Raw genomic sequence first — 25,676 nt, forward strand, 5'->3', positions numbered from 1 at the left:
CAACATTCCATTGCAGACGGGAGGGGGGCAATGAAAAAGGCTCGCTCCTTTAAAAAGGAACTCATTTATTCATTTTTAATCATTACCTTTTTTTCAACTATTCTTCTTGGCAGCTTTCAAATTCACCAATTAATTTCATTAATGAAAGAAAATAAAAAAAGCCAGGCTCAAGCGTCGAAGTATCTTGCCGATTATATTAGCGGTTACATTGTCGAGCATAAAAAGGCGATCCAGACGCAAGCGGTAAATGTAAGGGAGCTTTTTGCCCAAAAGGATGTTCAACGTATTCAAGAGCATCTCAAACATATCAAAACGATTTACCCTGGCTTTGTCAACTTCTATGTCGGGGATCAAAATGGGCAATCCATCGTTTTCTATCCCCAAGTCAATACCGATGGGACAAAACGAGAAGATCTTAATTTTAGCGATCGTTCTTATTATAAAGAATTGCTGAGCAAGAAAAGCACCGTTATCTCCCCGGTGTTTCAAGGCCGAGGCGGAACCGAGAATTTATTAGTCACCATTGCGTCTCCCATTATGAACGATGCCGGAGAAATGATAGGTTATGTGCTTGGGGCTTTGGATCTGGATGCCTTAAGAATGCACATTCAGAATTGGAGCATGAGCGACGAAGACTATGCTGTGGTCATTGATCATGAAAAAAACGTCATCGTCCATCCTTATGTTGATACAAGGAGAGAACTGGTTAACCTGTCGCAATCACAGATTGTTCATCATATTCAAGAGCAGCACACAGCCCAGGGCAGCGGTTTTTTCAGCCTGGAGGACCCGCCCGGGGATGTCTATATTACGTATGAAAAAATTAAACCTCTGGATTGGATAGTCTGGGTAGGAAAATCGGCGGACGTACTCTCCAATAGATACAGAAATTCGGTACTGACCATCATTGCCGTCCTGTTTCTTACCACCATCACCATGGTTGGAGCAAGCCTTTTCTTGACCAACCGGCTGGAAAAAACGATTCGACAGCTGCTTAACTATATTAAAGAATATACGGTGGGCTTGAAAGAAAATCATATCCGCACAAAGAAAATCCAAGGTCCAAAAGAACTGGAAGAGCTGTTTTTTTATTTCAATCATATGATTGATGAAGTCGAGAACAACAGAAAGGAATTAATGGAGTTAAATAAAGAACTTGAAGGAAGAGTGCAAGAAAGAACCGCGATTTTAAAACATAAAAATTCGGAGCTGAAAGCGGTCAACAAACTAATCACGTCCGTGTCCTCCAATAAGGATTTAGCTCAGTTTATTCAACACGGTCTGCAGGAAATGAAGCCGTTTACCGACTATTCGATTCATGTTCTCTTCCATGATCTTGCCGTGACGAATGAGAAGATTCATACGAATCAAAATTTACTTGAGTATGTTAACCGAAATATAAAAGGAAAGCTCCCGTATATTAAAACGATTCCGCTCGAAGAAAAACATAACGGATTTCTCGTCGTCGATCTTGGATCACGGTCCTCGATTTCGGCCAGCGAACAAGAGTTTCTCGATACGTTCTCCAATTCGTTGGGCATCATGCTGCAAAATAAGTTTTTATTTGAACAAATCCGCAATAAGAATGCGGTGTGGCTCGCTGTCCTGGAAAGCATGTCCGAGGGCTTAATGCTCGTAAACAACCAAAAAAAAGTCGAATACGTGAATGAATTTTTCCTGAATGTCGTTGCGAACGGAGAAGAGCATCAGGTAAAAAATCTGAATGATGTGTACAAGAGATTTCTGGCCCTATTTGATGTCGACAAAGAGGAATTGTCCTCCTTCTTCACGGATGAAAACGCCGAACTAAAAATGGAGCATAAGCAGAAGCCAAAGTACTATCGACTCCATAAATTTTTGGTCAAGCTGGATGATGATACGATCGGTGAAGGCCTGTTATTGCGTGATATAACGAAGGATGAGGAAATCGACGCATTAAAAAATAATTTAATCTCGCTTACTTCCCATGAATTCAAAACCCCGATTACGAATATTAAGGGAAGCATAGAAACCTTGCTCCGGCAAGAGGTAGAATGGGGTCCGGAATTCCAGCAAGAGCTTCTCGAGGGAGTCCATGAAGATATTGACCGAATTCTGTGCCTCGTCAACGATTGGATGGATATTTCCAAAATCGAATCCGGAACCATGTACGTGGAAATGAATAAGGTCCGTCCCGATCAAGTGATTGCCAAATCGATGGAGCAAATTCCGCTGCCGCTTCGACGAGATGCGGAATTCCATTTCCATAATCATCTGGGGAGCGACTTTGTTTTATATGCGGACAAGCTCCGTGTTCAACAGGTACTTGTGAATTTATTTACAAACGCGCTTCGTTATAACGATGCCGCCATAAAAAAAATCGATGTCTCGGTAGATATAGAGCAGGATGATTTGACAATCTCGGTGTCCGATAACGGGATTGGCATCGCTGCCGATCAACTTGAAAAGATATTCAATCACTTCTACCAAGTAGATGCGACTGCGGCCAGACGAACGGGGGGAACAGGCTTGGGGCTGGCGATATGCGTCGGCATTATGGAAGCCCATGGCGGGAAAATCGAAGTGACCAGCAAACCGGGAGCAGGGAGTACGTTCACCCTCTATTTTCCTATAACGAAAGGGGAAGAATAGGATGAAAAAGCAAAAGATTTGCATTGTCGATGATGAACCCAAAATTTTGCGCTTTGTGGCCGCAAACCTCAAATCCATCGGATATGAAGTAACAACAGCAGGCTCAGGGGAAGAGCTGTTTGCCAATTTCGATCGCGTCTCGCCTGATCTAATTTTGCTTGATATAATGATGCCGGGACAAGACGGGTTCCAGGTGTTGGAAAAAATACGCAAATTCTCGAATGTCCCTGTCATTATGCTGACGGCAAGAGGCAATGCCCAAGATAAAGTGCAGGGATTGAATTTTGGCGCGGATGATTATTTAACAAAGCCGTTTTCATTGGATGAACTGTTCGTCAGAGTGAACGCCGTGTTGAGAAGAAGCCAATATAATGGCGCCAAGGCCCATATGGTGAATACGCCGATCATTCGCACCGGAGAACTCATCATCGACCTGGGCAGCAGAAGATGCTGGATTCAGAACGAAGAGCTTAACCTTACGCACACGGAATATTCCGTAATGGAAATCTTATCGCTCCATTTAGATAAAGTCGTGCAGCATGAGACCTTGTTATCCGAGGTATGGGGAGCGCAGTATCGGGACGAGGTGGAATATTTGCGCGTAAGTATCGCAAGAATCCGGCGCAAATTAAAAAATCTGTTACCCCAAAAAGAAGAATATATCGTCACGTATTCCGGGATTGGATATATGCTGAAAAGCATTCCGATTCCTGCCCAGACGAATTTCTAACGATTTTCCCGTATTGCAATTTTGGCAATGCGGGATTTTTTTGTTGCGGAGCATTTTCCCCCCTCGCATTTTATGTTTTCTATCGCATTTTTAATGTTTATGCAATGAAAGCACTTTCATTTTTATTCGTCTGTTATGCCGCTTCGCTTATAGTTTTATTGAACGGTCACCGAGAGAGGACAAATCTACATTCAGGAGGAAATCAAGATGGACAATCACGATGCCGCACCAAAGGGCCTGGTTCCCTACTGGGTCAAAATCACCATTGTTTTCTTTCTAGGCTGGATTTCCATTTACGCCACCCGCTCCGTGCTCAATCCGGTCATGGACAATATCCAAGCGGAATTTGGCTTATCGGCTTCTCAATTAGGCTTAATCAGCAGCATTTTCTTCATTGGTTACGCAGGACTCAACGTGCCGTCCGGAATCCTGGGCGATAAAATCGGCAAGAAAAAAGTGCTTGTTCCCGGCGTGATTCTCTTCGGGATCTTCGCGGCCGTAACCGGCATGATGCCCACCTTCGCGCTTTTCATGACAACCTGGCTCCTTGTCGGCATATTTCAAGGCTTTTACTACGGGCCTCAGTACGGATTATCATCCGAAGCGATTCCCAAAAAACATATTACCGTAGGCAGCGCAATTATTAATAGCGGGATGGCCTTCGGGCTTTCCCTCGGCTACTTCATTTCCAGCTACACGGTCGGCACGCTGGGAATGAGTTGGAGGGCGCCCTTCTACATTATTGCCGTTCCTGTCGTTCTGGCCGGCATCGCGATGTGGATCGTGATTAAAGACAAACCAAAAGCAAAAGAACAAGGAACCGATGAAAAAGCCCCTCAAAAGCTGAAACTGAAAGAACTATTTAGCAAAAACCTGATTTTTGCGTACATTACGATTTTTTGCGCAATCTATGCCTTTTTCGTCGTTGTCACCTGGATCCCGTATTATTTGCAGCATGCCCGCGGCATTGAAGGCACCGAAGTCGCCGTGGTCTCTTCGCTCGTCCCCTGGGCGGCCATTCCCGGTTCCCTCTTGTTCAGTTGGATAGCGGATAAAATGGGTACGCGCCGTCCCGTATTGTTAGTGATGCTGCCTCTTTCCATAATCGCGATTATTTCCATTGTCGCCTTCGATAATATGTGGGTTTTATACATGGCCTTGATCGGTTACGGGATTTTCGGAAAAATCAGCACCAACCCGGTCCTTGTAGCCGTTGTTGCCGATAACGCGCCGAAGCATGCCTTAAGCACCGCATTTGGTCTCTACAACTTCATCGGTATGTGCGGCTCCATTTTGGCGCCTTATATTACCGGATTCCTTACCGACGCAACCGGATCGCTGAACGCCGGATTCTATTTTGCCGGATTCCTTCTCGTTATCGGCACCATTTCCGTGCTCTTTATCAAGGAAGACAATAGACCGAATGCAGAAGCTCCCTCGAAGTAAGAAAGCCGTAATCTTCATACATGATGCCGAATCATCCTGAAGGGACAATAAAGAACGGCCTACTGCAAGAGAAAAGCTGGATACAAATTAAGGAATGACCTGAACAGAGGTGTTCGTAAAAATGACGGACAACCTCTTTTTTTATCTCCGTTAGGTTGTAAATTTCTAAGAGCCATCTCCCTATATAGTGAGCAGGGAAAATTCATCGCGATGGAAATAAATTTCTCGGTTCACAATTGAGGAGGAATGTAACAATGGATGCCAGAGAATATGTACAAGAAGTTGAATTGAATCTGCGGACGATTTCAGATCTCCAGGAAGCGCAGCAGATTATCCTTGATAATGTCGAGAGACGTCTTGATGTGTCAGATTGGGCAAGGTATTTGGGTAATGCTGCCACAGTAGTAGGGCTCATCACTGCCTTCTCCAAGCATTCCGAATGGGGATTGGCGACAGGTCTGGTAGGTTTGTTCACATCGTTGCTGCCAAATGAAAAAGAGCGCCTTAGGGTACATCTTCAAAATGGAATCAACTATCTGGGTACACTCCAACGTTATCTGATTCAAAATCAAGAATATGATGCGCTTAAAGCGAAACTTCCGTTTTTAGAGTATCGCAATGTTGATGGGACTACTCGATTTGTTATTGGAGATGGCTACATCACCGGGGTTCGTAATCGTGGAGGCGGCTGGAATACTGACCACGCTAACCCTTGTTTTCTTTATCTTGCAACTTTTTCTGGATAGTTTGCTCAAGAAACTTTAATGTATCGTGTACGGATTCATCTGAAATGGTGTAAAATTTCTCGGGTTCATAAGATTTGCTTATTGCAATCGTTCCATTTTTTGAAATTCTGAGAGACCTTATGATCTTTGTTACTCCATTTATTTCGCCGTCAATAAAAATCTGGTACATTGTATCCCATGATTTGGAGGAATGGATACCCCTTACTTGTATTTCAGAAAGAGATGTTATGAATAATTTTATTTCCTGTTCGTCTTTTAAAAAAACAAATCCCGATTCTTTTTTCGTATCGTCTTCGGTTTTCCTTATTGAAATCGATTTGATTTCTTCTTCTTTCAAATGTTCTTGAAGTACATCCTGGAATGAAAAGGATTTCGCATTCAGAACATAATCATAAAAGTAGGGATAACCGTATATCCCTAGATTAATAAGGGCAATGACAAGCACAATCGCAGAAAGAACGGGGCGATGTTTTTTTTCCACTCTATCCCTCCTGTTTAATGGCAAATGTACATTACATATACTTTACCAGAAAATCTAAATTAAAGAACCTCAAAATCGGATTGTCAGGAAGGGGTGGAAGCACATATATGAAAAATCCCGGATTTGGAGAAATAGTCCGGCCGCGAGCTGTGATCTGAAGGAAGCCCGCGCAAAAATCCAACCTTTGAGAAGCACGAACTCAGGGCGGGGCCGTTGTACGGAGGCGAGTCTCCAAGACAAGACAAAGCCCCATACAGCCTAGGAATACAGCAGTAAATGGGGCGGGGTACGAGACTGTATCTCCTATAGAGATGCAGTCCGGATTCAGTTAGGCATCAGCTTATTCGAAAGATGGAGAGAGGGACACGGGCCCATTTTCACGCACGTACATCGGCCATTCAACCAACTTTTCGCCTTGGAGGCTATCTGACATTTTTCCATACATTGATTGCAAACGCCAGGACCCCCAGCACGGAAATGATTCCCCCGCCGATCAGCAAGGCCGTCGCGGCGTCTACGCCATTGGCCGCCATGGCCAGGCCGGCCAGAAAAATCGGCAGGCCGATATTGTGAAGCCAAAAATGCACCGTCCCGAGCGTGCTGTCGCCGGCTTGCGGGAAGCGCGCATAAATCAATCCGCTGATCGCCAGCGACACCCAGCCCAGCAGATTCAGGTGCGCATGCAGCGACGTATATTGGAACTGATTGGTCGCTCCGGCGATCAATCCGGCCAATACCCCCGCCACAAAGTAAAATGCCGCTGCCTTAATGAAGCGGACACCGACCGTCATCCAATTCCCCCCATCCTGCATCAAATTGGTTATACATATGAACGGCGGGACTTGGTTATGACGAGCGTCGGATCAATCCTGCAAGAGTGCAGGATTTTTGCCGGTTTTCGCTCGTTGGAAGGGGAATTGCTGCATTCATACATCAATTTCGTCCGTTCCAGCTTCCAATAGGGATAATATGAGGAAAATGATGCGGTTTTGCAGGAATGGTCCGGAATGGCCCTCCCTCAAGGGAAGCAAAGCTGCATATTTGCAGGATTAGTGCTGTTAACCATCAACCTTATTAACTAATAATGAGATTAAATACCAGATAACGGAGGAAGGAGCTGCCCTATCCCCCACCCGTTGCATGGAGCGCTTCACCCCAACGGCAAAAACCGGGTCCCTCAGGAACCCGGTTCAAGCAACGACTGCAACCAGCAGTACGTTGCACAGTGCAGCCGCTTCGCGCTATTCATGTCTGGCCCAGCATAACGATGCTCGCGGCAAAATTAGCCTAACGTCAGCACTTCATACCGGGAGGCCAACTGGACGAACTCGCCCATGCTTGAAATCTCGCCCGCCTCCAGTTCGTCCGCGATGCCGTAATGATCTACGCATGTCTTGCAGGCGAGCACCGGCACGCCCGCCTTGGCCAGATCGGCCAGCTGCAGCGAGGCCATGGACTTGGAGGTCAGCGCCAGCACCCCCCGATTCATGCAAAATATCGCGGCCGGAAGCTCTTCCTGCTGCTTCAGCAGCGTCAGGAAGGTCTCCAGCACAGACGGGCCCAGCCCGTTCTCTTCGGCGCCGATGCGATCCGACGTCAATAGAATGACTTTGTTTTTCATGACAGCCACCCTTTCTTCAGCGTGTATCCTTCGACTCCACCGCCTGTCGCTTCCGCAGCGAGTTGCGCGGTTCCGGGGCCTGCCTCAGCAGTTCCCATCCTGACTTGGAAGTACAGAGTCACTGTATCAGCAGCCCGAATCTCCCCCAGCGGCTCGAGTCACTGCATCAGCAGTCCGACTCGACTCTTAGGAGGCTCATCCCGTTCGAAGTTACTTCTTCGGCAGCTCGAAAGAGCTTTTCAACGACACGATAAGATTGAAGACGATACGTCCGTTATTCGTATATTTCGGATCCGCATTGAAATAGCCGTGGCGGAAAAATTGATACTTGTCATGGCCTGCGACATCCTTCATATTCGGCTCCACGAAGCCCTGCTCCACGACCAGGGAAGACGGGTTGACCCGATCGAGGAATGTCGTGTCGCCTTCATTCTCCGTCTCGTCGAGAATGAGCGGCTCATATAGCCGGAATTCCGCCGGAACCGCCTGGGAAGCCTCGACCCAGTGAATCGTTCCCTTGACCTTGCGGCCGGTGAAGCCGCTGCCGCTCTTCGTCTCCGGATCATACGTGCAGCGCACCTCGATCACCTGGCCCTCGCTGTCCTTGATCACTTCGTTGCACTTGATGAAGTATGCATGCTTCAAGCGGACTTCATTGCCAGGGAACAGACGGAAATATTTGCTTGGCGGATTCTCCATGAAGTCGTCCTGCTCGATGTAAATCTCGCCCGAGAACGGAATTTGGCGGATCCCCATCTCCGGATTCTCCGGGTTAACTTCCGCATCCAGCCATTCGATCTGGCCTTCCGGGTAGTTCGTAATAACGACCTTCAGCGGCTTGAGCACGCCCATCGTGCGCGGCGCCTTCAGCTTCAAATCTTCCCGGATAAAATGATCGAGATACTTGGAATCGACGGTGCTGTTCCCTTTCGTCACGCCGATCTCCCGGCAGAACGTCCGAATCGATTCCGGCGTGAAGCCGCGGCGGCGCAAGCCGGAAATGGTCGGCATCCGCGGGTCGTCCCAGCCGTCCACGATCCCCTCGTCCACGAGCAGCTTCAGCTTCCGCTTGCTCATGACCGTATTCGTCATATTAAGGCGCGCGAATTCATATTGATGCGGCGTGGCCTCCATCTCGCATTCCTGCACGACCCAGTCATACAGCGGACGCTGATCCTCGAATTCGAGCGTGCAGATGGAATGGGTAATGCCTTCGATCGCATCCTCCAGCGGATGGGCGAACGCGTACATCGGATAAATGCACCATTGGTTGCCGGTGTTATGATGCGTCGCATGCGCAATGCGGTAGATAACCGGATCGCGGAGGTTGATATTCGGGGAGGCCATGTCAATCTTGGCGCGCAGCACCTTCTCCCCATTTTGGAATTCGCCGTTCTTCATCCGTTCGAATAAATCCAGATTCTCCTCGATCGAGCGATCGCGGTACGGGCTGTTCTTGCCCGGTTCGGTCAGCGTGCCTCGCATCTCCCGTATCTCGTCGGCGTTCAGGTCGCAGACGAAAGCTTTGCCCTTCTTGATGAGCAGGACCGCGCGCTTATACATCTCGTCAAAATAATCGGAGGCAAAATAGAGCCCATCCCAATCGAAGCCGAGCCAGCGGACATCCTCCTTAATCGATTCGACGAATTCCGTATCCTCCTTGAGCGGATTCGTGTCATCGAAGCGAAGATGCGCGCGGCCCTTGAACTCTCGGGCCAACTCGAAATTCAGGCAAATCGACTTCGCATGCCCGATATGCAAATATCCGTTCGGCTCGGGCGGGAACCGGGTCACGATTTTGTCTACCCGGCCTTCTTCCAGATCATTCACAATAATATTGCGAATAAAATTCGATGTAGCATTGGGGTTCTCCACCAGCAATCAACCTTTCTCTGTCTAGCGCTTTGTCTATTAATATACCCATATCATGGGGGGACTTCAACTCTGATCGGCCGGGAACCAATTCTCGATCAGCGAGGCATACTCCCGTTCCGAGGCGGCCTGCTGCCGTTCTGCGCCCGCGGCTTCCTCCTCCAGGCGCCGAATCGTCGCCTCAACGTGCCGGACCGCCTCTTCCACCCGTTCGAGCGAACGGTTAATCCGGCCCTGCACCATCCAATCGGTCAGGAACCCGTCGAACACATAATCTGCGAAGGTAAGCCCCGCACCGATATCGACGGCCTGTGCCGTCTGCCGCAGCTTCTGCACGTCTTCCAGCTCCCGGCCGAAGCGGCGCAGCCGATGATTGGCCTGGCTCAGCTCGGCCTTGGCGTCGTCATAGCGGTTATGCTTCAGGTAGGTCGCAATCGTGCCGCCGCCGAGCATATCATACGTTCCCCAATTGCGGGCGGAACGGAACTGCTCTTCGGCCCGCTTCAGAGCGCGCAGCGCGTCGCGTCCCGCCTGGATGGCCTCGTCCAGCTCGCGCTTCTCCGTCTGCAGCCGGGCCCGCCCGGAGATGAGCGCATCCAGCTGGGCTGCCATGGTCCGGTCGCAGGCGCGAAGCAGACGCTCCTTCTCCTCGATGGCCCGCCGCAGCTCCTCCTCGGCCCCGCTGACGCCGATCAACTGGCGGCGCCAGTCCGCCGCATCGGCCTCGGCCTGGCGGTAAGCATCCTGCGCCAGTTCGTATTGTTCTTTGGCGCGAAGCGCCTCTTCCTCTTCCCGTTCAAGCTTGCGCTCCTTCTGTCCAATCAGCGTGAAGAAGAAGTTCGCCATCGACCAGGACCGCAGCCGTTCGACATCCTGTTCTTCCTCGCGCCACCACTTTTCCAGCCGCTCCAGCTCCGCCTTGCGCCGCTGCCGCTCCCGTTCGGCTTCCTGCAGGCGCGTCTCATACTTGTCTTGAAGCCTTCCATTCAGCCGTGCCCGCTCGATGCGCTGCTGCAGCTCATGCCATGTCCGCATGTCATCTCCCCCTTTTCCCGCATTCCTTACCTATTTATACGAGATGAACGCCTCCCGGGATGCGTCCGAAGTCCGCAAGGGAGGGGCAGGGGCAAAAGGCAGCATGATTACACCAGCATATTATACAGCGTCGCGTTCTTGTTCACTTCCACGTACTGGATGCCCCGCTTCTTCATCCGTTCAATGAGCGGCTTATAATCCTCGGTATGCTCCAGCTCGATGCCGACCAGGGCGAAGCCGTCATCCTTATTATGCTTCTTGTTATATTCGAACCGGGTAATGTCATCATTCGGTCCGAGGACATCCTCCAGGAATTCGCGCAGAGCCCCCGCACGCTGCGGGAAGTTCACGATGAAGTAATGCTTCAAGCCTTCATAAATGAGCGACCGTTCCTTAATCTCCTGCATCCGGTCAATATCGTTGTTGCCGCCGCTGATGACGCAGACGACATTTTGGCCGCGAATCTGATCCCGGTACAGATCGAGCGCCGCGACAGGCAGCGATCCGGCCGGCTCCACGACAATCGCACTCTCGTTGTAGAGCTGCAGGATGGTCGTGCAGGCTTTGCCTTCCGGCACGAGGATGACATCATCAAGCACCTGAGAGCAGATCTCGTAAGGAAGCTGCCCTACCCGCTTCACGGCGGCGCCGTCGACGAACTTGTCGATCGTCTCCAGCGTGAGCACTCCTTGACGTTCCAGCGCCGCGGTCATCGAGGCGGCCCCTTCCGGCTCCACGCCAATCACCCGGGTGGACGGACTCACCGTCTTCACGTATGTGCCTACGCCGGCCGCCAAGCCGCCGCCGCCAATCGTCACGAAGACATAGTCCGCCGGCACGTCAAGCGACTCCATAATCTCCATGCCTACCGTGCCGCTGCCTGCGACGATATAAGGATCATCGAAAGGATGAATGAAAGTGCTGCCGTTCTCTTCGCAAATGTTCATGGCCGCTTCATGGGCATCATCGAAGGTATCCCCCGTCAGCACGACTTTGACGAACGATCCGCCGAAGCGCTTCACCTGGGTTACCTTCTGGCTTGGCGTCGTGGTTGGCATCACGATCGTGCCCTGGATCTGCAGCGCTTGGCACGAATAAGCGACTCCCTGGGCGTGGTTGCCCGCGCTCGCGCACACGATTCCCTTCTGCAAATCCTCGGCGGACAGATGGCGAATCATATTGTAGGCGCCCCGGATTTTGAATGACCGGACGATCTGCAAATCCTCCCGCTTCAAATAGACATTGCATTGATATCGGGCGGATAAAATCGGGTCGCGCTGCAAAGGCGTGCGCACAATGACTTCCTTCAACACATGGTGGGCACGGACGATATGCTCCATCGTCACGGCCGGTGCAGGATGAGTCGTCTCCATCTCACATTCCTCGCTTTCGGTCGGTATACTGTCTAGTGTTGGGCAATTGCCGGGAAAATAAAAAAACTCGTCCCAAAAAAGGGACGAGAGTTTACCGTGGTACCACCCTTGTTCCGCGAAAGACCGGATTCGCTTGCCGAATCCGCTTCTGCGGCGCTTGGCCGCGGCAATGCCGCGCATCCGGGTAACGGCGGATGAGCCGTCCGCGCTTACTGAGCGCCGCCAGGCGGCATACGGTTCAGCGCGGCATCTCGGAGAGGATATTCAGCTGGTCCAGACATCGACTCGCACCGGCCGTCGACTCTCTGCGGACTGCATCCCAGCTTACTTGTTCTCGTCATCGATTCCAATAACGGTTCATGAATTGTATCCTATTATTATGAACATGCGTCCGGCTTCATGTCAATGGGCACGGTCATAAATTGTTCACTGTCCTCAAACGCGGACATCGCGGTTATTCCTGGCCTACGGCGGATTGGACCGGCTCCGCAGGCTCCGGCGTCTTCTTCGTCCGCAGAATCGGCAGCATCACGGCAATGCCGACGATGAATAGAACCGCAGAGATCTCATACATGGTCGTAATGGAAGTCAAGTTTTTGATCCATCCGGAGATCGACATCATAATGACCATCGCTCCCATGAACAGCGGCGTCAGGATACCGTTAACCCGGCCGATGAAGGACCCTTCCGTATTTTGCAAAATCATCGTGTTGATTCCGATCTGAATCGACGGCAGCATCAAGCCGCTGATGAACTGCGCCACAAGCGTGAGCCACAGCTGGGTCGACATGCCGGCCATCCAGATTCCGATACTGCTGAACAGCAAGCCGATTGCCAGCATATGCTGCGGCAGCAGCCGCTTCGATATGCCCATCGCGATGGCGCCGCCGATCATCATCGCCACGCCGTTCGTCATCATCAGATAACTCAAATTCTCCTTCGGCAGGCCAAGACGTTCCGTCACGAGGAAAGCCCCCATCGGCTGAATCATCCCGATCGCCAGCCCTGCGAAGGCGAAGCAGCCGCCAAGCGACTTCAGCAGCTTGCTTCTCATCACATAGCGCAAGCCGGCTCCAAGCTCATCCCATACCCGGGAATCCTTTTGGTTCGTATCCTCCCGAGAATCGCCAGGAAGGAATGTCAACGAGATGGCCGACAGCACGAAGGCCAAGCCGGTAAGAACGAGCGATGTCGTAATGCCGTAATGCTGGAAAATCATCGTGCCGATGACCGGGCCAAGCACCATGAACAGCGCTACCATCGTCTGGAAGATGGACATTCCCGCCTGCATCATCTCGGCCGGAACATGCTGCTTGAACAGCTTCATGGAAGAAGGCTGTGAGAATTGCGACAGAATGGCCGAAATAAAGGTGGTGAAAAAGACGGCCTGCCACGATCCGAGCAGGATGGTCACCAAGACGGCGAATACGGACAAGGCGCTTAAAATATCACACCATATCATGGTGCGCTTCGGGCGCCAACGGTCGGCGAAGGTCCCCCCGATGAACGAAAAGACGAAAATCGGAGCGAACTCTGCTACCGATATCATTGAGACCGCAAAGGCATCCCCGTTCGTCATCTCCATGACAAATAACAGCACGGCGAAGTTGCGGATCCAGATGCCGACCTGCATGAACAAACCCGCCATCATGATGGCTTGCACGAACCGGTTCCGGAAGAGGCTGAATACCGAGTCATTTTTCTTGGCAGTTGGTGCAGAATTCATGTACATTTCCCCCCACTCTATCCTCAATGCGGATGTTCCGCTTTGGAATTTTTCTGAACTTGCATGGTTTCTTCTCTCTGAACTCAACTAGTTTACTGGATCATCACCGCTTTTCGCAATCATTTTGTTTCAAAAATTTTGTGTAGATGTTGGATGCGGGATCAGCGCTGCGATCCACTCTCTCCAAGGCATTCCGAAGGAAGCAATACTGTGCCGCGGCTTAACGCGGCCGCGCCGATTCCGAACAGCATTCAGCCACAATTCAGTGTACCGGAAAAGCGGGAATTCCTGCATCCGCAACCAGCAGGAACTTCCGCTGCGTCCCGGAAATGAATCAAGGCTCCGTCTCGGGTTGGAGAGCTTCTCCGCCTCTGGACCGAGCAGAACGGATCGATTGCATTTTCTGCTCTTTTTCGCTGGGCTGCTTGCGGCTGATCCCGCTTGCAGCACGCTATATTAAGGAAGAGAGAGGGGAAGGGAACAAGATCGGGATCCGTATGTCATAAAATGGATGAAGAGAAACGTTATACATTACTCTGGTAACGTGGTAATGTTTTAATTAATTATTATCATCAAGTGAGGTTGATCTTTTACATGAATGCCGTACTACTCTCTCTCGCGGTATTATTCGGATTAAGCCTGCTGCGAGTGCATGTCGTCCTCGCTCTGCTCGTGTCCGCCATCATCGGCGGCTGGGCCGGAGGGATGCCGATCTCGAACACGATCGCGGCCTTCTCCGAAGGGCTGAAGGACAACGCCGGCATTGCGCTCAGCTATGCTTTGCTTGGCGCTTTCGCCGCAGGCCTGGCCGAGACCGGGCTGCCCGAACGGCTGGTGCGGCGCGCGGTTCGGCTCGTCCGGGGCCGTTCGGACGGCGGCCCGGTTCGCGCCTCCATCCGGTTCGGCGTGTTGGCCGCGATCGCCGGCATCGCCTGCCTGTCGCAAAATGCGGTGCCCGTTCATATCGCCTTCATTCCCGTGCTTATCCCGCCGCTCCTCATGCTGTTCAATGCGGCGCGGCTGGACCGGCGGGCCGTCGCGTGCGCGCTCACATTCGGGCTGATTACGCCATACATGCTCCTGCCCGTCGGCTTCGGCGCCATCTTCCACGATATCGTGGCGAGCAATATGACGCAGAACGGCCTGGCCGTGGACGCTTCCCAACTGCCGAAGGCGATGCTGCTTCCGGCGCTCGGGATGATTGCGGGCCTGCTGTTCGCCATGATGATCAGCTACCGCAAGCCGCGGCGGTATGCCGCAGGGGCCGAGCCCCAGCCGGCTGCCGCAGCCAACGAGGGCTCCCCTTCCGGCAGCCGCTTCGCGGCCGGAGCAGGCATCGCCGCCATCGCGGCCATGCTTGCCGTGCAATTAAGCACGGGCTCCATGATTTACGGCGCGGCCGCCGGACTAGCCGTGCTGCTGCTCTCGCGCGTCATGCCGCTCGGCCGGGCCGACCGCGTCCTCTCCGACGGCATGCGGTCGATGGCCTACATCGGCTTCGTCATGATGTCGGCGGCCGGCCTTGGCGCGGTGCTGCGCGAGACCGGGCATATCGAGTCGCTCGTCCAGGGGGCCGTCCACATGGTCGGCGACAACCGGGCGCTGGCGGCCATCCTGATGCTCGCCATCGGCCTGCTCGTCACGCTCGGCATCGGGTCGTCGTTCTCGACGATTCCGCTGATCGCGACCGTCTTCGTGCCGCTCTGCGTGGAGCTTGGCTTCAGCCCGCTGGCGACTGTCGCGCTCATCGGCACGGCTGCGGCGCTGGGGGACGCCGGATCCCCGGCCTCGGACAGCACCCTGGGCCCGACCGCAGGGTTGAACGCCGACGGACAGCATGATCATATATGGGACACCTGCGTGCCGACCTTCCTGCACTATAACGTGCCCCTCCTGCTGTTCGGCTTCCTCGCGGCCATGATGCTGTAAAACCTGCGTGCGGCCAGGCTGGGCCCTTCCGCAGAGGAGCAGGCTATGCCGCCCCTGCAGAGCAGGCTCCTGACTGCATGGGCTCCTGGCTGCGCAGCTTCCGGCTCCGCACGCTCCCGCAGGCGCAGACGCCTGTCACGGAGCCCACGCAGGGCCGGACGGGCAGGGCAAGCTTCCGCAGCGCACACATCTGGCAGGCAGGCTCCCGCGCAGCCCCGCTAGCGCCGCCGGGGGCTACACGCCATAGCAGCGCTTCGCGTTGGCCCGCAGCAGCGCCGCTGCCTCGGGGAGCTCCAGCCGCTGAAGCGCGGCCCATGAAGCAGCGACGTCGCGCACCATCAGCGGGAGCGTGACCTGTCCCGCAAATGGCCCTTCGAACGGCCACGGCCCGTCCGTCTCCGTCATGACGCGGTCAGCCGGGTAGCGAAGCGCCAGCTCCCGGATCTCGGCTTCATAGGCGAGATCCGGCGTGAACGAGATGTAGTATCCGTTCCCGGCCATCCGCTCCGTCGTCTTCGCGTCTCCCTTGAACCAATGGAAGTGGGCCGTCCGCACGCTGTACCGCTCGAGCAGATCGATGACGAGCGGCGCATCGTCGTACACCGCATGCAGCACGATCGGCTTATCCCACGCGGCGGCCCGCTGCACGAAGGCCTCCAGCAGCTCCAGATAAGCGCCGCGGGGAAAGGCGGCCTCGCTGCCCTCCGCGCGGACGGTTTCCTGCCTCATGTAATAAGGCAGTCCCACCTCGCCGATGGCGATCATGGCATCGCGCCGCTCATCCATCCATTCCAGGAGCGCGCTCCGCTCCGGCTCGGCAGGCAGCGCTTGCTCCGGATGGAAGCCGTACGCGGGGTGAACCCGCCCCGGATACCGGTCCGCCCAGCGCTGCACCTCGCGGCACGAGGCCGCGTCCATCGATACGGCGATGAGGCCGTCCAGTTCTTCCGCCTCCAGCGATTGCTCCAGGAGCGGCCGCTGCTCCTGCCCATAGCCGTCGAGATGGATATGGGCATCCATAAATCGAAGCCGCTCCGGGCCTGTGGCGGTATGATTTTCTGCCATTGTCGGACCACTCCTCTTCGTATAGGATCGGATGCCTTGCGCAGGGCCGCACGGGCTGCCGTGCGCGGATTCCTTGCGCAAGGCCACGCGGACTGACGTGCGCGGACGCCTTGCGCAGAGCCACGCGGACTGACGTGCGCGGACGCCTTGCGCAGGGCCACGCAGACTGACGTACGCGGATTCCTTGCGCAAGGCCACGCGGACTGACGTACGCGGACGCCTTGCGCAGAGCCACGCGGACTGACGTACGCGGATTCCTTGCGCAAGGCCACGCGGACTGACGTACGCGGACGCCTTGCGCAGAGCCACGCGGACTGACGTGCGCGGACGCCTTGCGCAGGGCCACGCAGACTAACGTGCGCGGGATCCCTTGCATGACGGCCTTGCCTAGCGGCTGCACGGGGCTGTCCCGCGGGGCCGCCGCCTCGAGTAACGCAGCCCGCCCCTTTATGTTCCGGCTGAGTGAAGCCGTTCCACTTAGCCAATGCTGCAAAAACGCAGGATTTTACGCCGAGAAAACACCTCTAAATGAAGAAATTCCTGCAAAACAGCATTATTTCCGTCCTCTATAGCTCATTTTGAGCTGAAGCTTAGAAAAATCATGTAATTTTGCAGGAATGCCATTGCCGCACCCGCCGCTCACAAATAATGCTGCAAAATTGCAGGATTGCCGCGGGTTGGCACATCATGGGGGCGGAGCTCCCGATATGAACAAAGACGCTGCGCTTCCCTTCAGGGAGCGCAGCGTCCCTAATCAGGACACCGCTTCCTCCGAATTGGCGCCGGAGCCCTTGCCGGCGGCATCGTCCATCATGCGCGCCTTGCCCATCAAGGCGATGCAGATGAGCGCCAGGCCGACCGGAATCAAGGCCCAGGTGAAGATGCCGCCGATGGAGTCGGCCAACGCCGCCGCCATGCTCTCCTTGACCTCCGGCGGCAGGTTGGCGCCGCCCCCGCCGCGCAGCAGCTCCTCGGGCATGATGTCGGCCGGCATCGCTCCGCCTGGCATCATTTCCTTCAGCCGCCCGCTGAACAAGGAAGATTGCAGCGATCCGAAGACGGTAATCCCGATCGTCATGCCGAGCGAACGGCAGAAGGATGAAGTCGAGTTCGCCGTTCCGCGCTGATGGTAGCTCATCCCGTGCATGGAAGCCATGCCGAGCAAGGAGAAGGAGAAGCCGACCCCGAGTCCGGTCAGCACCATGTACAAGGTGACCAACGCGCGGGGAGTATCCACGGACAACGTGCTCAGCGACACGATGCCGGCCGTGAACAGGATGCCCGAGATGATCATGAGCTTGCGGAAGCTCGTCTTCGCGGCCAGAATCCCGCCGATCGAGCTCGTCACGACCGATCCGATCATCATCGGTGTCAGCACGAGACCGCTGTTCGTAGCCGAACCGCCGTACACGCCCTGCACGAACATCGGAATGTAGACCGTCGCGATGACGAAGGTTACGCCGTAGAAGAAAGCGACCCCTTGGCTGGTGGCGAACAGCCGCTTCCGGAAGAGAGCGAAGGAGATAATCGGCTCCTTCGCATTCAGCTCGAACAGAACGAACGCGATAAGGAAGATGATGAAGGAAGCAAATAACCCGATGATGAACAAAGAATTCCATTCGTATCCTTCCTTGCCGCCCAACTCGAGCGCGAACATCAGGCTGACGACGGCGACCACCAACGTGACCGCGCCGCCCCAGTCGATCCGCTGCTTCGACTTCGCCGCACTCTCCTGATAGAACTGGACAATCAGCCACAAAGACACGACGCCGAGAGGCAGGTTGATGTAGAACACCCACTCCCAGCCGATATATTCGGTAATATAGGCGCCGAGCAGCGGCCCTGCCACGCTGGAAATCCCGAAGACCGCTCCGAACATGCCGGTCATTTTCCCGCGCTGCTCTAGCGGAAAGACATCATAAATAATCGTAAAAGCGATAGGCATCAGGGCGCCGCCGCCAATCCCCTGGATGGCGCGGTAAATCGCCAGCATCATGATGCTGTCTGCCGTCCCGCACAGCATGCTGCCGGCCAGGAAGACAAGCAGGCCGAAAATGTAAAACCGCTTGCGGCCGTACATATCGGACAGCTTGCCGAAGATCGGCATGCCGGCCATGGTCGCGACCATATACGCCGAGGTGACCCAGACGTACAGCTCGAAGCCTCCCAACTGGCCGACGATCGTCGGCATCGCTGTCGCCACGATCGTATTGTCCATCGCCGCCATCAGAATCCCGAGCAGCAGCGCGACCACCACCAAGCCCAAGTTGCTCTTTTGAGCCACCATAAATCATTTCCCTCCTTCTATGTACCGGACCAGCTCTGGAAGCCGGTCCTGATTCACCCGCAATGACCTCGCAGCCGAAGCCGGGATAACTTATTATATAGCGTCAACTTTCCATTTACCAGTAAAAGTTATTCGTCCGAATTTGCCATAAAAGATGGAAATTCACCCGCCGGAAAATCGGTTCCGGCCGCTGGAAAATGGGCCTGCTTCTCCCTGACTTCTCCCTGCATCGGCCAAAAAGGGACGGCTCTCGCCGTCCCTCTGCCCTTATTTGTCGAGTTCGCCCGTCTCCTGGCGCTGCGCCTCCCGTAGCAACCCGGCCAGCTCCCGCTTCAAGCGGAGGAAAGCTTCTTCCCCCGTCAGCGTGTCACGCCGCGGCCGCGGGAACGGCACAGCCACCTCCCGCAGCACGCGGGCAGGGCGGCTCGACAATACATAAATCGTATCGGAGAGCAGCAATGCTTCTTCGATGCTGTGGGTAATGAACAGCACCGAGCGGCGATGCTGTTCCCACAGGCCGATAAGCCAGCGCTGCATCTCGCTGCGGGTTAAGGCATCAAGCGCGCTGAACGGCTCGTCAAGCAGCATCAGCTCCTGCGGGCTCATCAGAGCGCGCAGGAACGCGACGCGCTGCTGCATGCCGCCGGACAGCTCGTGCGGAAATGCCCGCTCATAGCCGGACAAGCCGATCTTCGCCAGCCATTGGCGCGCTTCCGCGCGGGCCTCTTTCTTCGGCCGGCCGCCGATCTCTTGCGCCAGCATGACGTTCTGCTCCACCGTCCGCCACGGGAAGAGCGCCGGCTGCTGTGGCATGTAGCTGACATGCCCTGTCCGCCCAGCAGCCTCTTGCCCGTTCATCCGGATATGGCCGCCATCCGGGCGCAGGAGGCCGCCGATCAGATGGAACAAGGTGCTCTTCCCGGAACCGGAGGGGCCGATAATAGAGACGAATTGCCCCTGCTTCACCTGCAGCGACACCTGATCCAGCACCGGCAGCCGTCCTTCGCCGCGGCCGTTCGCCGCAGGATAGGACATGCTAACCCGATCCAGCTCCAGAGCGGGCGGCGGCGCGGCGGCCTCGGAGGCGGTCCCTCCCGTCGAATCGGCTGGATGAGCCGAAGCCGTTGCCTTCATTGCGGTTCCCCCCTCATTTATCATTCTCCTCGGGCCGCCAACGGATGCTTATCCGCTCCAGCAGGCGGATCGCTCCGAACATCGCCAGACTGAGCAGAATGATGACGACAATGCCGAGGAACATCCGGTCGACCCGGTAGGCCGCTTTTTGCAGCATCATATAATAGCCAATGCCCTGATCCGTTCCGAGCCATTCCGCGATAACCGCCCCCATCACACTATAGGTGGCCGCAATCTTCAAGCCCGAGAAGACGGAAGGCAGAGCATGCGGCAGCTCCAGCTTCCAGAACAGCTGCGACCGGGTCGCCCCCGTCATGCGCATATAATGAAGCATCGTCCGATCCGTCTGGGTCAGACCGTCCAGGGCGGCGACGCAGACCGGGAAAAAGCAGACGAGCGCAATGACGATCACCTTCGGCAGCAGGCCGAAGCCGAACCACAGCATCAGCAGCGGCAGCAGGGCGATCGTCGGCACGTTTTGGCTCAATATAATGAGCGGATAGATCGCGCGCTTCAGCCAGGGGAGCGGATGGAGCAGACAAGCCAGCGCGAGGCCGATTCCGGCTCCAGTCCCGAAGCCGACCAGCATCAGCTTCAGGGTAGCCAGCGCATGCAGCAGAATGCCGCTGCCGTTGGCCGCCGCTTCCCGCGCGATATCAAGCGGGCTCGGGAGCATCCATTTCTCCACATCGAACAGCATGACCCCAATCTGCCATGCCACGATGAACAGCAGCAGGGCCGCCGCGGGCGGTCCCGCCGTTGCAAGCCGTCTTTTCATCCCGCCGCCACCTTCCTGCGCGTTCCTGCCGCAGCTATGCGGTTCGTCCCCCTCATGCCAACTCCTCCTCTCGATGCTGATCCTGCTCTTGATGCTAATCCCCCTCTTGATGCTAATCCCGTCTTGATGCCGAGCCCGGCTCGAACCGTTCATCCCGGAGAGGGCAAACCCTTGCACGGATTATCGGCCCTCAAAATGATCTAACGCCATCATCGCCTGCCGTCATCGCCCGTTCCCTGAGCAGCGTCTGCCTCAGGCTTCAGGCAAGAACTCGTTCGTGAACGCCTTGTCGATATCGATCGGCTTCTCCATCAGCTTGTTCTGCAAAAGCCAGTTCGTATAGTTATCCCACACTTCCCGCTTCTGCTCTCCCCAGCGCGGCGCATCGTCGCGGTATTTCGGGCTGAGCCAGCGCTGGCTGGCCATAACCAGTTCCTTGTCCAGGTCAGGCACCTGCTTCAACATGATCCCGGCCGCCTGCTCCGGATTGTCGATCGCGAACTGATATCCCCGCGACACGGCCCGCATGAACGCCTTCACCAGCTCGGGATCGGACTCGATCAGCTTCTCGCTGGTCGCGATGACCGGAGTGTAGTAGTCGAGCGCATCCGAATATTGATTGACATACATCATATCGATCGGCTCGCTGCGCAGCTCAGCCTCAATGCCTGTCCACCCGTAGAAAATCCAAGCGAAATCAATATCCTTTTTGACCGCGGTGAAAAAGTCGGCGGAACCCATATTGATGTTCTTGATCTTGCCGTAGTCGGCGCCCTCCTGCTCCATGAGCGTCCGCAGCACCATTTCTTCCACCGGCGAGCCCCAGCCCCCGTACGTCTTGCCTTCGAAATCCTTGGGCGACGTAATGTGCTTGTCCTGCGGGGCGGCGAACCCGGACGTATTATGTTGAATGATGGCCGCCAAAGACACGATCGGCACATTCTGCGTGCGCGCCAGCGTAATGCTCTCTTGTACGCTGACCCCGAACTGCGCGGCGCCAGAGGCGATCATCGCGTCGGCTCCGCCTGTACCGGGCTGAATAATGTTCACCTTCAGCCCTTCCGCTTCGAAGTACCCCTCTTGCTGGGCGACATACACCCCGGTATGGTTCGTATTCGGCGTCCATTCCAGCACGAACGTAATCTCGCGCAGCTCCTTCGGCGCTTCAGCGCCCTGTGCTCCGCTTCCTTGCGTCGTCGGTGCGGAACCTCCTCCCGCGCAGGCGGTCAACATGAACATGAGCGCCAAGGCCAGTCCAAGCGCTCCTTTTTTTCGTGCACGCATGCTTCTCATCCTGATCTTCTTCCCCTTTCCGATTCGCCTGTCATTCAGGCGGTACACGGCCATGCTCCTTCTCTGGCATACGAACCGGCGGAGTCCCGGCACAACGGGCATCCTGCCGCAGCCCTTCCCTGATAAGCGCCCGCGCAAGCCATCGCGCGGATCTAAAAAAGCGCCCCTCATCGGGGCGCTTACGCTGTCCATTACCTAGGCGTGTGCATGGCGGCCGCTTGAACGGTACGTCGCGTTCCATGCAGAGCATTCCGCTTGCCCGCCCGCGCTGTGAACACGGATGCGGTGCATCGGACTTCTCCGACCGCAAAGGAACGCCTCCGCCGTCCGGCATGGCGCCATTCTCATTCCTACGCTGGCATTACCCAGATCAGGTGTAAGGGTCAGTATCTTCACGGGATACGATCTCAGCCGGCCCTATTCCAGCCCCCCTAGTATGCATATTCAGTTGCCGTTTCACATGCAATTATAGACCTCGTCCGCTCCCTTGTCCAGCCATGATGCGGCGCAGGATCCGCATATCTCCTGCCTTTCTTGTGACGAAGCACATAGCGATCTTCTTTCCGGTACGGGTAAGATGGCCTTGGGAGGGATGTCTTCATGAAAAAACGACTTGTATGGGTTGGGGCAACCGCGCTCGCCCTCATCTTCGGAACCGCGGTATATGCCTCTGGCAGCAACGACAGCGGCTTCGGCCAAATGCCCCCCCATATGAAGCAGATGCATCCGAATATGACCGATGCACAGGTTGAACAAATGGTTCAACACTGCCATGGAGCCGATCGCCAATCGGTCCGCAGCCAAGGCATGATGCGCGGGGGCATGATGCATAATCAAATGATGCAGAACGGACATGGGTACTGATCCCATCGATCACGACCGGGTGAAGCAAGGGGTTCCAGCCGCCAATCGGCGCAGGAACCCCTTTTTGTGGGAAACGGACGGCCCCCGCGCCTCGGACAACGTTCCATGTGAAACATGGCGCAATTTGTCAAAAATGCTCGGCCTACTTGTCACGGCGCTCCCGCCCGTACTGTATCCAATGCCGGCATTCATAAAAAAACGCCCGGCTCCGCATCTTGTCTGCGAAGCCGGACGGTATCGTGTACGCAAGTTATCGTCTGTCCATGCTGCCTTCCCTTGCGGCGGACGATTCCATTCCGGGCACGCGGAAGCTTCTCGCCCAATATAAAAACGGGGTGGACGCTACCGACAACAGCAGCTTGACGATATAGGTCGTCAGCAAAATTTGAAACCATACGTCCCATGGGTAATAACCGGCAAACGCGATCGTGCAGAAGACGAACGAGTCCGCCAATTGGCTGATTCCCGTGCTCCAGTTGCTGCGAATCCACAGCTGGCCCGACTTGGGAAAACGTTCCCGCAGCATGCTGAACAGCTTGACATCGAGAAATTGACTGACGAGATAGGCCGTCAGGCTCCCCGCGGCGACCCGCGGCATCAAGTCGAAAATATGCGCCAGCGACGCCTGTGCCCTCTGGGCAATCTCATCTCCTTGAGGAATGAAGGCAAGGGCCATCTGCATGATTATCGTTGTCATGATGAGCATGAAAAATCCGAACCAGACCGCGCGGCGCGCTTCCTTGGGTCCATATTTTTCGTTAAGAAGATCCGAGGTCATGAACAGGCTGGCATTTGCCGCATTGCCCAGCGTCATTACGATGCCGAACATCTCGATCGTCTTCCCGACCTGAATATTGGCGACGATGGTCATGACGCCGACCCAGGCGAACAAGCCGTTCTTGCCGAACAAGCGGTAACACAGCAGAAAAAAGCCGAAATTGGCAAGGACAAACAATATCCCCCATATGAAATTGAACATTCGGTACTCCCCCTAGTTTTGATTACGCGGGATGGTTGCGAACCGCGGTGTGATGGCACACAGGGGTATACTTTACCATAGACCAGGTCAATTGCCAATGCCAAAAACTCACTGTTTTCCTTTGCCGCTCTCCCCGGCGGCATGCCCGCGTTCTCGCAGAAAATGTTTGCCGACCAGGGGCGCCTAAGCGAAACTTGCGGGCACCCGGAAAAAGCACCTTCCCCAAAAATGCGGGGAGGTGCTTTTTCCGGGTGATGCTTCCCGGTCAGGCGTCCTTTATTTGCGCAGCAGCTTGTTCGCCTTGTCCGTCGCGGCCTGCAGCGCTCCATCCGGCGTCGCCTGGCCGAGGATGACCCGTTGGATCTCGGTCATAATAACCTCCTGCAATTCCTTATAGCCGGGCACCATCGGACGCGCCTTGCCATACTGCAGCTGATCGATCGCGACCTTGAAGTTCGGATCCTTGGCGAAGGCCTCCTTCAAGGTATCCGACTCCACCGCAGTCTTGCTGACCGGCATATAACCAGAGCCTTGCGACCAGCGTATCGTCTGCTCCGGAGCGGTCATCCACTGAATGAACTTCCACGCCGCCCGCTTCTTCTCCGTGGACGATGCCGCCAGCACGGCCAGATTCGCGCCGCCCGTCGGAGCGCCATAATCCTTGTTCGCCGGCAGAAAGGCGGTTCCGACCTCGAATCCGGCCGTCTCCTTCAAGCCCTTCAGATCGCCCGTCGACGTAAAGATCATGGCGACCTGCCCGTTGACGAAATCCTGCTTGGCTACGTCCCAAGCATTGTATTTCTCGCCCGGCGGATTCTTCATAATGCCTTCCTTGATCATGCGCGACCAGAATTCAAGCGGCGCTTTTCCCGCCTCGTTCAGCAGCGCAAGCTGCTTGTTGTCCTCGGTCAAGATGCTGCCCCCGCTCTGAAAGACAAGCGCTTCATAGAACCAGATGTCGATCGGCGTGGAGAAGCCGTAGCGCACCGTCTTCCCGCCCTCCTGCTTCGTCAGCTTGCGGGCGAATTCCTCCAGCTCCGTCCAAGTCTTCGGGCCTTCCGGGTTGAGACCCGCCTCCTTCAACAGCCCCTTGTTCAGATAGAGCAAGGGCGTCGAGCGGTTGAACGGGATGGCGTACAGCTCATCCTTCCAGTAGGAGTTGCCCATCAATCCGTCGATATAGTCCTTCTCCGCGCCTTGCGTATACGAGGACAGCGGCTCGATGACGCCCGCGTCCGCGAACGCCCCGACCGAAGCGACCTCGATCATCGTGACGTCGGGCTGGTTGCCGGCGGCAACGGCGGCCAGCACCTTGGAATGGTTCGTATAATAATCGCCTTGATAAGCCGGCCGAACGAATACTTCATCCTGAGACGCGTTGAAGTCCGCCGTCATCGCTTCAATCAGCTCGCCATTCGCTCCGCCCAGAGAATACCAGAACTGAATCTCTACCGGCGTGCCCGCAGCCGGTTCGGAAGCGATCTGGGCCGCCGGCGCCGGGGCGAGTCCCCCTGTCTGGGCGTCCGCCGCGCTTCCCGAGGATGTCCCCGCGGCCGTCCCGCCGCAGCCGGACAACAATGCCCCCGCCCCCATCATCATCGCCAGCACGGCTGACCGCATTCGCTTCTTGCGATACATATTCCAAATCATCCTTCTTCATCTCCTTCACGATGGATTGATGTGCGA

At 55.3% G+C, this 25,676-nt stretch carries 20 protein-coding genes, 1 riboswitch and 1 other annotated feature; of the genes, 6 read left to right on the top strand and 14 right to left on the bottom strand.

What is annotated here, in order from left to right; all coding sequences use genetic code 11:
- Positions 1–30: 30 nt before the first annotated feature.
- From L6439_RS26365 to L6439_RS26380, 4 genes are all read left to right on the top strand, one after another.
- A complete protein-coding gene (locus L6439_RS26365) occupies positions 31–2,631 on the top strand; it encodes a sensor histidine kinase (protein ID WP_213469840.1) in 2,601 nt (866 codons plus the stop codon).
- A gap of 1 nt (position 2,632) precedes the next feature.
- Positions 2,633–3,361: a response regulator transcription factor gene (locus L6439_RS26370; protein ID WP_213469839.1), complete on the top strand. Its 729-nt coding sequence runs from the start codon at positions 2,633–2,635 to the stop codon at positions 3,359–3,361.
- 207 nt (positions 3,362–3,568) lie between these two features.
- Positions 3,569–4,807: an MFS transporter gene (locus L6439_RS26375; protein ID WP_213469838.1), complete on the top strand. Its 1,239-nt coding sequence runs from the start codon at positions 3,569–3,571 to the stop codon at positions 4,805–4,807.
- A gap of 254 nt (positions 4,808–5,061) precedes the next feature.
- Entirely contained in the window at positions 5,062–5,553 is a 492-nt protein-coding gene (locus L6439_RS26380) for a hypothetical protein (protein ID WP_213469837.1), read from the top strand.
- Here the strand turns inward: L6439_RS26380 and L6439_RS26385 are convergent.
- From L6439_RS26385 to L6439_RS26415, 7 genes are all read right to left on the bottom strand, one after another.
- On the bottom strand, positions 5,513–6,034 hold the full coding sequence (locus L6439_RS26385) for a hypothetical protein (protein WP_213469836.1): 522 nt from the start codon (positions 6,032–6,034) through the stop codon (positions 5,513–5,515). The two genes, L6439_RS26380 and L6439_RS26385, sit on opposite strands and share 41 nt — an antisense overlap.
- A 422-nt stretch (positions 6,035–6,456) precedes the next feature.
- The gene (locus L6439_RS26390; RefSeq protein ID WP_213469835.1) at positions 6,457–6,825 is read right to left on the bottom strand and encodes a cytochrome-c oxidase; all 369 of its coding nucleotides are present in this window, start codon (positions 6,823–6,825) and stop codon (positions 6,457–6,459) included.
- Positions 6,826–7,316: 491 nt separating this feature from the next.
- Positions 7,317–7,655 carry a DsrE family protein gene (locus L6439_RS26395; RefSeq protein ID WP_006677092.1) on the bottom strand — a complete coding sequence of 113 codons (339 nt, stop codon included), beginning with the start codon at positions 7,653–7,655 and terminating at the stop codon, positions 7,317–7,319.
- 210 nt (positions 7,656–7,865) lie between these two features.
- Complete coding sequence (locus L6439_RS26400; RefSeq protein ID WP_213469834.1) at positions 7,866–9,530, bottom strand: glutamine--tRNA ligase/YqeY domain fusion protein; 1,665 nt, start codon at positions 9,528–9,530, stop codon at positions 7,866–7,868.
- A gap of 63 nt (positions 9,531–9,593) precedes the next feature.
- A complete protein-coding gene (locus L6439_RS26405) occupies positions 9,594–10,562 on the bottom strand; it encodes a coiled-coil domain-containing protein (protein WP_168179202.1) in 969 nt (322 codons plus the stop codon).
- A gap of 107 nt (positions 10,563–10,669) precedes the next feature.
- On the bottom strand, positions 10,670–11,935 hold the full coding sequence (ilvA, locus tag L6439_RS26410) for a threonine ammonia-lyase IlvA (protein ID WP_213469833.1): 1,266 nt from the start codon (positions 11,933–11,935) through the stop codon (positions 10,670–10,672).
- 76 nt (positions 11,936–12,011) lie between these two features.
- Positions 12,012–12,285, bottom strand: a binding site (T-box leader).
- Between the two features lie 104 nt (positions 12,286–12,389).
- Positions 12,390–13,661 (bottom strand): MFS transporter, encoded by a 1,272-nt coding sequence (locus L6439_RS26415; protein ID WP_213469832.1) that lies wholly within the window; start codon positions 13,659–13,661, stop codon positions 12,390–12,392.
- Positions 13,662–14,255: 594 nt separating this feature from the next.
- On the opposite strand from L6439_RS26415, the gene L6439_RS26420 reads away from it, so the two are divergent.
- Entirely contained in the window at positions 14,256–15,590 is a 1,335-nt protein-coding gene (locus L6439_RS26420) for a Na+/H+ antiporter family protein (RefSeq protein WP_168179200.1), read from the top strand.
- A gap of 234 nt (positions 15,591–15,824) precedes the next feature.
- Here L6439_RS26420 and L6439_RS26425 read toward each other — a convergent pair whose 3' ends face one another.
- From L6439_RS26425 to L6439_RS26445, 5 genes are all read right to left on the bottom strand, one after another.
- The gene (locus tag L6439_RS26425) at positions 15,825–16,655 is read right to left on the bottom strand and encodes a TatD family hydrolase (RefSeq protein ID WP_213469831.1); all 831 of its coding nucleotides are present in this window, start codon (positions 16,653–16,655) and stop codon (positions 15,825–15,827) included.
- A gap of 754 nt (positions 16,656–17,409) precedes the next feature.
- Complete coding sequence (locus L6439_RS26430; RefSeq protein ID WP_213469830.1) at positions 17,410–18,942, bottom strand: MDR family MFS transporter; 1,533 nt, start codon at positions 18,940–18,942, stop codon at positions 17,410–17,412.
- Between the two features lie 267 nt (positions 18,943–19,209).
- Positions 19,210–20,076: an ABC transporter ATP-binding protein gene (locus L6439_RS26435; RefSeq protein ID WP_213469829.1), complete on the bottom strand. Its 867-nt coding sequence runs from the start codon at positions 20,074–20,076 to the stop codon at positions 19,210–19,212.
- Positions 20,077–20,089: 13 nt separating this feature from the next.
- Positions 20,090–20,854 carry an ABC transporter permease gene (locus L6439_RS26440; RefSeq protein WP_168179196.1) on the bottom strand — a complete coding sequence of 255 codons (765 nt, stop codon included), beginning with the start codon at positions 20,852–20,854 and terminating at the stop codon, positions 20,090–20,092.
- Positions 20,855–21,106: 252 nt separating this feature from the next.
- Entirely contained in the window at positions 21,107–22,138 is a 1,032-nt protein-coding gene (locus L6439_RS26445; protein WP_213469828.1) for an ABC transporter substrate-binding protein, read from the bottom strand.
- 339 nt (positions 22,139–22,477) lie between these two features.
- A riboswitch (TPP riboswitch) is annotated at positions 22,478–22,590 on the bottom strand.
- Between the two features lie 157 nt (positions 22,591–22,747).
- Here L6439_RS26445 and L6439_RS26450 point away from each other — a divergent pair.
- The gene (locus L6439_RS26450; RefSeq protein WP_213469827.1) at positions 22,748–23,011 is read left to right on the top strand and encodes a hypothetical protein; all 264 of its coding nucleotides are present in this window, start codon (positions 22,748–22,750) and stop codon (positions 23,009–23,011) included.
- A 250-nt stretch (positions 23,012–23,261) separates the two neighbouring features.
- On the opposite strand, the gene L6439_RS26455 is transcribed toward L6439_RS26450, so the two are convergent.
- The gene (locus tag L6439_RS26455; RefSeq protein WP_213469826.1) at positions 23,262–23,990 is read right to left on the bottom strand and encodes a queuosine precursor transporter; all 729 of its coding nucleotides are present in this window, start codon (positions 23,988–23,990) and stop codon (positions 23,262–23,264) included.
- Positions 23,991–24,266: 276 nt separating this feature from the next.
- Positions 24,267–25,628, bottom strand: coding sequence for an ABC transporter substrate-binding protein (locus tag L6439_RS26460; RefSeq protein ID WP_168179221.1), 1,362 nt, complete (start codon positions 25,626–25,628; stop codon positions 24,267–24,269).
- Positions 25,629–25,676: the final 48 nt, after the last annotated feature.

Origin of the sequence: Paenibacillus dendritiformis (assembly GCF_021654795.1) — a bacterium.
Lineage (GTDB): Bacteria > Bacillota > Bacilli > Paenibacillales > Paenibacillaceae > Paenibacillus_B.